The organism is Acinetobacter sp. YK3 (assembly GCF_001729365.1).
Taxonomy (GTDB): domain Bacteria; phylum Pseudomonadota; class Gammaproteobacteria; order Pseudomonadales; family Moraxellaceae; genus Acinetobacter; species Acinetobacter vivianii.
This window is the reverse complement of sequence record NZ_LZPJ01000023.1, coordinates 1-11890: the sequence shown is the minus strand read 5'-3', so window position 1 is coordinate 11890 and position 11890 is coordinate 1. Positions and strand designations below refer to the sequence as shown.

Genomic DNA, 11890 nt, shown 5'->3' with positions numbered 1-11890 from the left:
CGGTTAGTTCTAGTTTTATATCACTTTAAAAGTGTCATTTTTATGAAGAAGTCAACTTCGCGTTATGTATAGCAGTACATAGATAAGATTAAATGCGGCATCTGTTGATCAATCTTATGCGAAGCCAACTTAACAATAAAAAATTATTGAGCGCTAGCGCCTGCTGAACCTGATACAGAACCTGAAACATCAGCTGAAGCACCACCTGGTTGAACATCAACTGATGAACCTGCGTCTACACCAACGCCACCTTGTACACCAGCTGGGCTTGCGCTTGTTTGAGCCGAACCAGAAGCTTCTAAACCACCTTGAGACGAGCAACCTACTGCCGTTAATGCAACACCAGCTACAACTGCAGAAATCAATGCTAACTTTTTCATTTGGTATTTCCTTTCATTATGACAAAAAGCAAAGTTGTCTTTGCGATGCCTATAATTCACAATTTTTTCCACGGACGTGATGAGGATTAGTTGCAGTTTGTTATGGAAGCCGCATTGTTTTGCAATTTTTCTTAAATCATCTATTTGCTTAATTCACATATTCCCCAATCCCGAATAAAACGCTAAGCATTTATCAATACAGCATTTTCATCGCATTTTATCGACTTAGAAAATTAAAAAAGCAATTATCTTATTTTTTTATAATTCATAGAAACACAGCACAACCGTCCTAAAAGATTACAATTAAGTATTTTTGATTAAAAATAAATGTAGCAGACATAAAAAAACCGTGCATTTTCATCACGGTTTTGATTGCTTAGCCCATAATTAAGGCCATTTCATCTCGCCTTTTACAACTTTGGCACCAAGTTCAAGACTACTCGACTCACCCAATGCTGGATATTGCTTTTGCATCATTTTCACCAGTTCAGCTGAGCTCTTTGTGCTTTTCACAGCTTTCTCATATTGCTTTAAATAATCAATCGAGAAATTCACCGCATCCAGACCTTCAGCCGCCCCTGCTTTCATATGTGCAGGTACAACCACTTTAGGATTAAGTGCTTTAATACTTTCTAAGGTTTGTACCACTTCAGCACGATCTTTGACTGTTGGGGTATCTGCTGTCCACAAATGAATACCCGAAGATACCGGAATACCGCCGACAACTGCTTTAGCACTTGGAATCCATAAATACGTCAGTTCTTTTTTACCTTTAATTTCGATATTTTCATTTTCGAGTTTTAAAGTTTTTGCAGTATAGGCTTGTGGCACAATAATTTTACTTGGTGCATTGGCGCCCATTTTTGGTCCCCAATATGCAACTTTCAAGGCTTGTGTATCCTGAATATGTTTCACCGTTTCTGGTGTCGCAATGATCTGAACATTCGGAAAGTATTGTTTAAATACATCTAAACCAAAATAGAAATCTGGATCGCCATAACTGACAAAAATAGTTTTTAAAGTCTTACCGCTATCCAAGATGTCGGCAGCAATACGTAATGCTTCTGATTTAGAAAATTGTGCATTGACCAGCAAGACTTCTTTATCCCCTTCAATTAAAGTTGAAGTCACGCCAAAATGGTCAGGCTGAGCCAGAAAATTCTGGATTTTTAAGTCTTGTGCAAATGCGGCAGAACTTGCTGCGAAGGCAGATAAAGCAAGGACATAAGCTTTGGTATTCATGTTATCGTCTCCAATTTGATAACAACTACTTTAAATTGCAATTCTTGCTGAAGAAATACACTAAACTAAGTTAAAATGTTGCATATCTTGCAACAATGATAATAAACATGGATACCTTAAAAGCCATTCAAGTCTTTGTGTGTATTGCCCATCAAGGCAATCTGAGCAAAGCCGCAGAACATCTGGATTATTCCAAAGCAATGGTGTCTCGCTATTTAGAGCATCTTGAACAAACATTTTCGACCCGACTATTTCAACGCAATACCCGTAAAGTGTCGCTCACTCCAGCAGGTGAGAAAGCACTGGTTTATTGTGAAAATATTTTACAGCAGCAACAGCTATTAGAAGGTTTGGCCGCCCCTGAACAACATAACGGGACCATCCGTTTTACTTGTGGTCTGTTTTTATTCCAGCTAGGCGTGAATGAATGTATCAAGCAATTTAAAAAGCGCTATCCACAAATTCATTTTGATGTGTATTTAACTGAAAATACCGTAGATCTGATCGATGCTCAGGTTGATCTTGCATTACGCATTACCCAGAAAGTTGCGGATGGATTGATTGCACGGCCTGTCTGCCAAATTGAATCGACCTTTTGCGCGCATCCCCACTATTTACAGGATCACACTCTCCTGTCGCATCCCAGTCAGTTGATTCAACATGAATGTATTGCACACCACACCCACAACCAGTACTGGACCTTGTTTGATACAGATCAGCAACCTCAGAACTATCCATTAAATGTTACGTTTAAAAGCAATGATGTGATTGCGCTTTATCAGATGTGTCTAAAAGCTGAAGGCATTGCAATGCTGCCCACTTTACTGGTGAGTAAGGACATCGCTCAGCAACGTTTGCAACAGGTATTTACAGATTTTTCTGCACCTGATCTGACCTTGTCGTTAGTCTATGCTTCAAGGCAACATTTACCGAAAATTACCCAAGAATTTATTGCTTTTGTGATTGAAAACCTGAATTTTTACTTAAATCAGCAAAATTAAAAGATTTAAATTGACCTGAACGCTTGAATTTTGTCGGCTAGCCCATACTTCATCCCTATCAATGAATGACCAAGATGTGGCAGTTCGGGTTTAACCCTAAGAGCATTCACGCCAAAAGGACTGTACATGTTTAAGAACTTTTTTCAACGGAGATCATCAATGGCTAATGAGCACAATGAGCAAGCTCAAGACATTCAAAATGAGCAACAGACTGAACAAACTCAAGCTGAAGGTGTAGAGCAAGCAAACGAGCTTAGCGTTGAAGATTTACAAGCGCAAATCACCAAGCTTGAAGAAAGCCTGAAATTAGAAAAAGCACGTACTGCCAATGCGGTTTATGAAGCGCAGAAAAGTGTAGAACGTATCCAACGCGAATCTGAAAAGCACAAAGATACGGTGCTTGAAAAGTTTGCCAAAGAATTACTCGATTCTGTCGATAATCTCGAACGTGCGATTCAGGCTGCTGGCGAAGAAGAAACGCCAGTACTTGAAGGCGTTAAGCTGACTTTGAAATCGCTACTCACCACGCTTGAGAAGTTTGGTGTAGTCGAAGCAGATACTCAAAATGGTTTCAATGCAGATCTACATCAGGCAGTAGGCATCGATCCAAATGCGCAAGCGAATCAAATCGGTACGGTTTTACAGAAAGGCTATACCTTAAATGGTCGCCTACTCCGCCCAGCAATGGTGATGGTGGGCCAATAACCCCGACCAGCAGAGCATTTATTTGCTCAAAAATGTAGAAATTTGAGAGTTTTTTGATTTTTTTTCATAAAAATGCTTGAAAAAAACCGATTGACTCTCATATCGAATAACAAGCAAAAACATTGCAACAAAATTTTAGAGGAACACAATCAATGGCAAAAATTATTGGTATTGACTTAGGTACTACCAACTCATGTGTTGCTGTACTTGAAGGCGATAAAGTAAAAGTAATCGAAAACGCTGAAGGCGCACGTACAACTCCATCGATCATTGCATATAAAGATGGCGAGATCCTTGTTGGTCAAAGCGCGAAACGTCAAGCGGTAACAAACCCGAAAAATACATTATTCGCCATCAAGCGTTTAATCGGTCGTCGTTATGAAGATCAAGCGGTACAAAAAGACATCGGTCTTGTACCTTACAAAATCATCAAAGCTGACAATGGCGATGCTTGGGTTGAAGTAAACGATAAAAAATTAGCACCTCAACAGATCTCTGCTGAAATCTTGAAAAAGATGAAGAAAACTGCAGAAGACTATTTAGGTGAGACAGTAACTGAAGCAGTGATTACTGTTCCTGCTTACTTTAACGATGCGCAACGTCAAGCAACTAAAGATGCGGGTAAAATCGCTGGTTTAGACGTTAAACGTATCATTAACGAACCAACTGCTGCGGCACTTGCGTTCGGTATGGACAAAAAAGAAGGCGACCGTAAAGTTGCAGTTTACGACTTAGGTGGTGGTACTTTTGACGTATCAATCATTGAAATCGCAGACCTTGATGGCGACCAGCAAATCGAAGTGTTATCAACAAATGGTGATACTTTCCTTGGTGGTGAAGACTTTGATAACGCGTTAATTGAATTCTTGGTTGAAGAATTCAAGAAAGAACAAAGTGTGAACCTGAAAAATGATCCACTTGCGTTACAACGTTTGAAAGAAGCTGCTGAAAAAGCAAAAATTGAGCTTTCTTCATCGAATGCAACTGAAATCAACCTTCCATACATCACCGCTGATGCAACGGGTCCTAAACACTTAGTGATCAATGTAACGCGTGCAAAACTTGAAGGTTTGGTTGCTGATTTAGTTGCTCGTACCATTGAGCCTTGCCGTATCGCGCTTAAAGATGCTGGTCTTTCGACTTCTGACATCTCTGACGTAATCTTGGTTGGTGGTCAGTCTCGTATGCCACTTGTACAACAAAAAGTACAAGAATTCTTCGGTAAAGAGCCACGTAAAGACGTGAACCCTGACGAAGCGGTTGCGATTGGTGCTGCGATTCAAGGTGCAGTATTGTCTGGTGACAAAACTGACGTGCTTTTATTAGACGTAACACCGTTAACTTTAGGTATCGAAACAATGGGCGGCGTATTAACTCCGATCATTGAGAAAAACACCACGATTCCTGCGAAGAAATCACAAGTGTTCTCTACAGCTGCTGACAACCAGCCTGCAGTAGACATTTCGGTTTACCAAGGTGAACGTAAAATGGCTCAACAAAACAAATTGTTGGGTAACTTCCAGTTAGGCGATATCCCACCTGCTCCACGTGGCGTACCGCAAATTGAAGTATCGTTCGACATCAACGCTGACGGTATCTTGAAAGTATCGGCTAAAGATAAGAGCACTGGTAAAGAGCAATCTATCCAGATTAAAGCAAACTCAGGTTTGTCTGATGCTGAAATCGAAGCAATGATCAAAGATGCTGAAGCGAATGCTGAAGAAGACCGTAAGTTTGAAGAGTTAGCGAAAGCACGTAACGAAGCAGATGCGCTTGTTTCTAGCTCGACTAAAGCAGTAAAAGATCTTGGTGACAAAGTGACTGAAGATGAAAAAACTGCGATCACAACTGCGGTTTCTGAGCTTGAAGCAGCAACTAAAGAAAATGATGTTGAAGACATCAAAGCGAAAACTGAAGCTTTACAAAACATCTTGATGCCTATTACACAACGTGCTTATGAACAAGCACAAGGTGCAGCTGGCGGCGCAGAAGGTTTTGATCCAAATGCATTCCAAGGTGGCGATGCAGGTCAACAACAAAAAGCGGATGATGGCGTTGTAGATGCTGAGTTCACAGAAGTAAAAGATGACAAAAAATAATTTGTCTCTTTAAAAAAAGACCGCGCGTAAGCGCGGTTTTTTTTATACTTTAAATGCTGTGAGGTGCCCAAAATAACCTGTGCCCAATTCCGTGTATTCTATTATTTACTGAATCGTAGATGCTTGGACCTTTCTCAAACGGATAGAACCATTTAAGAAACTGAATCCTTTTTATGTATAATTCAGACAATTAGAAAACTCTATATTGCTAAAAAATGATAAAAGATCCCGTCCTGACCAAATCCAAATTTAGACTGTTATTAATTGCTTCACTGCTTTGTATTTTTATCAGTGCAATTTTGGATGTCTATGATGAGCGTTCTATAGCTGTCAGCGAATTTCTAACAACCGAACCACAAAACTGGGAAATCCTTCTGACGGGACTAGCATCAATCATTGCTGTAATCATGTTAGCTGGTTTATTTTTCTTTAAAGCTTGGGCAAGAACGTTATATCTCTATAGCTATTTCCCGCTTTTACTGCTTTATCTATTACCCAGTTTTTCCTGGACATTCATATCTGGTCTAGGCGCAATTTTTTATGAAATGGGAAATATTTTCGCGACACTAATCTGGGGTATTTTACTACTCCCTAGCCTATATCAACCTTTATTCTCAACGAATAGCGAATGAAGAATATCCTTCTTACCGCATTGCTAATGTTTCTGTTCTGGTCAGGTTATCAGACCTACCAACACCCTCAACTTAAATTTAACTCACTGACTGACCGAATCAGCAAGCCCTTTGATACACGGCTTCGCTATCGCATTGCGGAGGTTGATCCACGTTTTAAGCTCAGCCTAGAGCAAGTGAAAGCGATCAGTGAGCAAGCTGTGCAGATCTGGAAAGATGGCACAGGACAGGATTACTTTGTTTATGATCCAAACGCCCAACTGGCGATTCATCTTATCTATGATGAGCGTCAAATCGAAAGTGAACAACGTCGGGAACATTTGAGCCAACTTGAATCAAACCAGCAACGCTGGCAAGAGAAAAAGAAATCCTTAGATCAGATTGAACAGGAGATTCTTCAGAACCGGCAATTTCTGGGCTTAAAACAGCAACAATTGAATCAGCAGATCCAAGCTTACAACCAAGAACAGCAACAGGCTCGACAAAACCCAGCGGCATTCGCCAATCCTGATTATTTTCAGCAGCGACAACAAGCTTTGCAGCAAAATGCACAGTCTCTTAAGCAGGAAATTAACCAGTACAACCAAAAGATTCAGCAGCTGAATCAGCAAGTGGATGAGCTTAATTCACTAGACCAGCAACTTAATGCTTCTGTCGACCAATATAAACAGCGGTTTAAGCCACATTTATTCCATAAAGGTCTATTTAATGGCAAACAGATTCTGATCTATGAATTTGAATCGGAAGATGATCTGCGTTTAACGCTGGCGCATGAATTCGGTCACGCCTTAGGGTTACAACATGCCGATGATCCACAGGCGCTCATGCATCCCATTATGAAAGATCAAGATAGAGCGCATTTCCGTTTAACCGAGGCAGATCGAAATCTGTTAAATACCCGATAAACAGAGAAAAAATAATACGCATATAGAATGAGTAATAATTCACATTTTGCTCAAAAATCCCCCAGACATTAAGTGTCACAAAGCAGCAATTTTTTATAAAAAATTCAAAAAAATTACCAATTTATCGATATTTTACAAAAGTTAACAATAGGGACTTTTATTGCTGCTTAATGAGAAGTTTTTAGCTCAATAAATTTAATCGCTTGATTCACTTATTATTATGAATAAAAAACACGCAAAAGACTGCATTTATGATTCTGCAAATTATTCGATTCATTTTTTTATTTATTAGAAAAAAATCACACTTTTTAGTTTTATTTATTAAATAGATAGCGTTTTGACCTGAATCAAATACTGCTCAAAAATAAGCCTTATTTAGGGGGAGTTTGGCTGATGCATTATCTTGGTTTTGCAATGATTGCTGCATGCTTATGTATGGCATCCCCTCACCTCACCCATGCTCAGAACAATACCAATATGGTTGATCCGCATCAGCATCAAACACTCAAAAAAACGCTGCATTATCGTATTGCCGATATCGATCCGCGCTTTCATTTAAGTCAGCAACAAGTGCTCGAACTGACCCAGCAAGCAGCCAAAATCTGGGAACATGAAACGGGCCAGCAAAATTTTATTTACGATCCAGAGGCCGAATTTAGTATCAATCTGGTTTTTGATGAACGCCAACAACGAAGCACAGACCGTGTGCAGAGCCTGCAACAACTACAACAAGACCAGCAACAATGGAAAGATCAGAATCAACAATTACAGCACATGAAGGCCGAAATTCAGCAAAGCTCAGCCTTGATTGCCCATAAACAAGCTCAACTCAATTCGCAATTTCAACAATATAATCAAGATGTGCAGCGTTTTAATCAGCAACGTTCTTCTTCAAAAGCTTTAGCTGATCAATTCACACAACGACAAGCCGCCTTACAGCAACAATCTTTAGCTCTGCAACAGGAGATTCAACAGCATAATCAACGGACTCGACAGCTCAATCAGGATATCCAGTCACTCAATCAGAACAATCAACAACTGGTTGCATCGGCTAATCAGTTTAATCAGATCTTCCAGCCACGCCTATTCCACAAAGGGCATTTTAATGGCAAACAGATCATGATTTATGAGTTTTCCTCCACCAATGACCTGCGCTTAACACTGGCGCATGAGTTTGGACATGCTTTAGGCTTAGCGCATACCGATGATCCAAGCTCTTTGATGTACCCGATTATTCAACAACAGAACCTGCAAAAGTTTGCATTAACCGATTCAGACAAGGATCTAGTTAAAGCCATGTATTAAGTTTGAACCCAATGTGATTGATCCTTCAGATCGACTAGACTTAAAGTCTATTTTTTAAACAGTTAAATTCTTATTTTTATGTGAATAATATAATAAATTTTGGTGCATTATTTTATGTTCAGATGCTTTTGGATACGTAGCTGAATTTAAATAAAGGAGATAAGAATAAAAAATAAACAGTTGTTCTGATTTTATATTTTATTGTTTTTAGCTGCAAACTCACTATATTTACCCCTATTTTTCTTGATTTTTTCTACATTTGTATTTTTATTCATTTTCTAGAAATATTTCTTTAAACCACCAAATATCACTCAGCTCATCAATTTGACTACATGCTTAAATTGATTAAAATGCGACCTTTTTCAAGCTTTATCTCCCTTTATGCGTTCGTTTTCTCTCCTGCTGGTTGCATGTTTTTTCATGCTGGCCCAAGCGTCAGCTTTTGCTCAAATTTCCTCAAACACGTCCCAAACACAAATCCGTTATAGCACTGAACACCCTCTACGCTACCGGATTGCCGATCTTGATCCACGTCTCAATATCACACAACAGCAAATGATTGAGTTAAGTCAACAAGCTGCTGCTATCTGGGCAAAAGATACGGGACAAAATTATTTTGTCTATGATCCAGAAGCAAGCTTTGTGATTCATTTGGTGTTTGATCAACGCCAAGTGCGCAGCATGAAGCGTTCAGAAAATCTGAACCAGCTCGAGCAGGAACAACAGCACTGGTTAGACCAAAATCAGCAATTACAGCATTTAAAACAAAGCGTTGCCCGCTCAGAGACTCAACTTGAATTACAAAAGATTGATTACCAAAATAATCAGCAAAAATATCAGCAGGCCGTGCAAAACCTAAAAGCCTCAACCAAAAATCAAAAGCAAATCGCACGACTCGAGCAGCAACAACACACACTGCAACAGCAATCTGTAGATTTAGAGGCAAAAATTGCTGAACACAATCAACTGGTTCAACAATTCAACCGACAAACAGAGCAGTCTAAACAGTTGCATCAACAATTGGCTGAATCCGTGGCTGCATTTAACCAGACCTTTAAGCCTCAAATCCTTCATAAAGGCCAGTTTCACGGCCAACAGATTTTTATTTATGAATTTTCATCAATGGATGACTTACGTTTAACGCTGGCGCATGAATTTGGACATGCCTTAGGCCTAAAGCATACTCAAGATCCAAAATCCTTGATGTATCCGCGCATTAAAGAGCAGAATGCAAAAGATTTTCAGCTGACGGCTACAGATCTGGAATTATTAGGTTTTTCTCGGGAGCCTTAATCCTTATAAAATATAGGTGTTTTATCGATTATCACTTTCTTAGTAACAAGAATGGGTCGATTCTTTGGATTTATTCATGTTATTGTGGATGAAAACATCATATTTATCTTAATGGAGATCGGCATGAGTTATTATCATATCTTAATTGAAGTGAACGACCACATCAGTACGATTGAGCAGACTCGTGATATCGAATTCTTGAATATTGAAGACATTAGCCCCTTTCTCCATTCTATTTTAATTCCTTACTTCAACGAGCAAGAAGTTGAATTGGAAGATGAAAATGTCGCGTATGATGAGATTTTACATCTGGAAGTCAAACAGACCTTGTTACCCATCGAACATCTGATTGAAGAAGAACAAAAGCAGCTTCCAAGTGATACCGATGTCACCATTACCGCTTATGAGATTTTTAATGACCGTGATTTAAGTCAGGATGTGACTGCGGTGATTTTTGATATTTTAGAAGCTGTTAAATTAGATCCAGCACCTTAAAATAAAAAAGGTCTGCACGAGGCAGACCTTTTTTAATGAATCTTTTATTGCATCATTTGTTTGGCTTGTTCCTGACGAAAAGCACGTAAAATCTGCTGCCCCGCACGTCCTGTTGGATTTAAGCCTAAACGGGTTTGCTCCTGACGAATGGCCTGACGACTTTTATCACCAATCAATCCGTCAACTGCACCAATATCATAGCCACGTTGCACTAAAAACTGTTGAATTTCACGACGTTCTGCACGTGATGTACCAGCATCATCCGTTGGCCATGAAGTTAAAAATGGTGTACCACCACGCAAACGATCTGATAAATGCGCAATCGCTAAACCATAGCTTTCAGCCGCGTTATAGCTATAAATCGCATCAAAGTTTTTAAAGACCAAGAACACTGGACCATTTGCACCCGCTGGCGAAATCAGTCCTGCTGGCGTACTGCCAGATAAATTACCTTGAATCAGTGCTGTACCATCAGCTCGGGTGACCCCCCGCGCAATCCAGCTATTTAATGGCTTTTTATTACGGCGGCTTTCACCAGAAATCGACATACCTTGCGGAATTTTTACCTCAAAGCCCCACGGCATGCCTGTTTGCCACCCTGCCCGTTTTAAGAAATTCGCTGTTGAAGCCAAGGCATCTGTAGTACTAGAAACCAGATCACGGCGACCATCACCATCAAAATCCACCGCTAAACGTTCATAAGTCGACGGCATAAACTGGGTATGACCAAAAGCACCTGCCCATGAGCCATAAAGTTGATCTTGGGTTAAATCACCACGCTGTAAAATACGCATGGTGGCAAAAAACTCACCACGGAAATAACTTTGACGGCGGCCTTCACAACTTAAAGTCCCTAAAGCTTGTAATAAAGGATATTTACCCGAAATATCACCATAATTGCTTTCGACGCCCCACACGGCCACAACCGTTTCAGCAGGTACACCATATGCCTGCTCAACACGGTTCAATACAGCACGATGTTGGTTTAATTTTTGTTGTCCTGCCTGAACACGCTCGTTATCCACAAGGCCAGACAAATAATCCCAGATCGGTGTCGAAAATTCAGGCTGATAATTTAATTTATCAATCACAGAATAATCGGGCGTTAAATTTTGCGTATAGCGATCATAAGTCGCGCCAGAAACACCCGATGCGATTGCTTGCGAACGCAAATTGGCAATACAGCCCTGAAAATTAGAATTTGGCGTATAATTACTGGCAACAGGTGCTGTAGTGGCTGGTGTCGAAACGGTTGCACCATTAATGACCAGCTCGGCATGCGCCTGATTGAAAATAGTAAATAAGGCAGTGCCTAGAAAAAAAGAAAAATGACGTTTCATGACTGAACCAAAACTTTTAAATTTAAATTTCCTCTCCACCTTAACACGCTATATGAAGATGTATAGTTTGGAAACGTAACTTTGAATTCATTTCTCAGTTTTTAAATTTAAAACACTGCTTTTAAATTCATAATTCTAGCTTTATTTTAAATTTAAAAGTTATCAACAAGTCCAATTTAAATTCAAAAACACAATACTGGATAACTTGATCGTTTAAATTTAAAAAACTTATCCACTTTTAAATTCATTTTTTCGAGTTAAACGGTGAGTAATTCCAAGAAAACGATAAATTTTTATTTTTTATAGCATTATTTTAGGAAAAATAGATATCCACAGCCCATAATTTAAATTTAAAAAGCTAGTATTGCCTTAATTTTTAAATTTAAAACAAGATCTCAATTTTAAATTTAAAACGCAAAATAACTTATCCACTTTTATTTAAATTCAAATAAACGACGCAATTTTAAATTCAAAATACCAAAATAATTTATCC

The 11890-nt window shown here is 39.2% G+C and carries 11 protein-coding genes; 8 read left to right on the top strand and 3 right to left on the bottom strand.

What is annotated here, in order from left to right; translation table 11 throughout:
• Positions 1-143: 143 nt before the first annotated feature.
• Positions 144-380 (bottom strand): hypothetical protein, encoded by a 237-nt coding sequence (locus tag A9Z07_RS02995; protein ID WP_069576719.1) that lies wholly within the window; start codon positions 378-380, stop codon positions 144-146.
• Between the two features lie 387 nt (positions 381-767).
• Positions 768-1622 (bottom strand): MBL fold metallo-hydrolase, encoded by an 855-nt coding sequence (locus tag A9Z07_RS02990; protein ID WP_069576717.1) that lies wholly within the window; start codon positions 1620-1622, stop codon positions 768-770.
• A 107-nt stretch (positions 1623-1729) separates the two neighbouring features.
• Between A9Z07_RS02990 and A9Z07_RS02985 the strand changes: the two genes are divergently transcribed.
• From A9Z07_RS02985 to A9Z07_RS02950, 8 genes are all read left to right on the top strand, one after another.
• Positions 1730-2623, top strand: coding sequence for a LysR family transcriptional regulator (locus tag A9Z07_RS02985; RefSeq protein ID WP_069576715.1), 894 nt, complete (start codon positions 1730-1732; stop codon positions 2621-2623).
• A gap of 159 nt (positions 2624-2782) precedes the next feature.
• Positions 2783-3328 carry a nucleotide exchange factor GrpE gene (grpE, locus tag A9Z07_RS02980; RefSeq protein ID WP_005228204.1) on the top strand — a complete coding sequence of 182 codons (546 nt, stop codon included), beginning with the start codon at positions 2783-2785 and terminating at the stop codon, positions 3326-3328.
• 152 nt (positions 3329-3480) lie between these two features.
• Positions 3481-5427, top strand: coding sequence for a molecular chaperone DnaK (dnaK, locus tag A9Z07_RS02975; protein WP_004656796.1), 1947 nt, complete (start codon positions 3481-3483; stop codon positions 5425-5427).
• A gap of 215 nt (positions 5428-5642) precedes the next feature.
• A complete protein-coding gene (locus A9Z07_RS02970; RefSeq protein WP_069576713.1) occupies positions 5643-6059 on the top strand; it encodes a hypothetical protein in 417 nt (138 codons plus the stop codon).
• Positions 6056-6964 carry a matrixin family metalloprotease gene (locus A9Z07_RS02965; RefSeq protein WP_069576711.1) on the top strand — a complete coding sequence of 303 codons (909 nt, stop codon included), beginning with the start codon at positions 6056-6058 and terminating at the stop codon, positions 6962-6964. Before A9Z07_RS02970 ends, A9Z07_RS02965 begins: the two co-directional genes overlap by 4 nt.
• 393 nt (positions 6965-7357) lie before the next feature.
• Positions 7358-8269 carry a matrixin family metalloprotease gene (locus A9Z07_RS02960; RefSeq protein ID WP_062847062.1) on the top strand — a complete coding sequence of 304 codons (912 nt, stop codon included), beginning with the start codon at positions 7358-7360 and terminating at the stop codon, positions 8267-8269.
• Between the two features lie 381 nt (positions 8270-8650).
• A complete protein-coding gene (locus tag A9Z07_RS02955; protein ID WP_069576709.1) occupies positions 8651-9562 on the top strand; it encodes a matrixin family metalloprotease in 912 nt (303 codons plus the stop codon).
• Positions 9563-9673: 111 nt separating this feature from the next.
• Positions 9674-10057, top strand: coding sequence for a hypothetical protein (locus A9Z07_RS02950; protein ID WP_171067092.1), 384 nt, complete (start codon positions 9674-9676; stop codon positions 10055-10057).
• Between the two features lie 44 nt (positions 10058-10101).
• Here the strand turns inward: A9Z07_RS02950 and A9Z07_RS02945 are convergent, their stop codons facing one another.
• Positions 10102-11397, bottom strand: coding sequence for a lytic murein transglycosylase (locus A9Z07_RS02945; RefSeq protein WP_069576706.1), 1296 nt, complete (start codon positions 11395-11397; stop codon positions 10102-10104).
• Positions 11398-11890: the final 493 nt, after the last annotated feature.

Bases quoted from the DNA above. Each gene is read 5' to 3' on its own strand.
- A9Z07_RS02960 (WP_062847062.1), top strand. From the start codon at position 7,358: ATGCATTATCTTGGTTTTGCAATGATTGCTGCATGCTTATGTATGGCA.
- A9Z07_RS02955 (WP_069576709.1), top strand. From the start codon at position 8,651: ATGCGTTCGTTTTCTCTCCTGCTGGTTGCATGTTTTTTCATGCTGGCC.
- A9Z07_RS02965 (WP_069576711.1), top strand. From the start codon at position 6,056: ATGAAGAATATCCTTCTTACCGCATTGCTAATGTTTCTGTTCTGGTCA.
- A9Z07_RS02990 (WP_069576717.1), bottom strand. From the start codon at position 1,622: ATGAATACCAAAGCTTATGTCCTTGCTTTATCTGCCTTCGCAGCAAGT.
- dnaK (WP_004656796.1), top strand. From the start codon at position 3,481: ATGGCAAAAATTATTGGTATTGACTTAGGTACTACCAACTCATGTGTT.
- A9Z07_RS02945 (WP_069576706.1), bottom strand. From the start codon at position 11,397: ATGAAACGTCATTTTTCTTTTTTTCTAGGCACTGCCTTATTTACTATT.
- A9Z07_RS02995 (WP_069576719.1), bottom strand. From the start codon at position 380: ATGAAAAAGTTAGCATTGATTTCTGCAGTTGTAGCTGGTGTTGCATTA.
- A9Z07_RS02950 (WP_171067092.1), top strand. From the start codon at position 9,674: ATGGAGATCGGCATGAGTTATTATCATATCTTAATTGAAGTGAACGAC.
- grpE (WP_005228204.1), top strand. From the start codon at position 2,783: ATGGCTAATGAGCACAATGAGCAAGCTCAAGACATTCAAAATGAGCAA.
- A9Z07_RS02970 (WP_069576713.1), top strand. From the start codon at position 5,643: ATGATAAAAGATCCCGTCCTGACCAAATCCAAATTTAGACTGTTATTA.
- A9Z07_RS02985 (WP_069576715.1), top strand. From the start codon at position 1,730: ATGGATACCTTAAAAGCCATTCAAGTCTTTGTGTGTATTGCCCATCAA.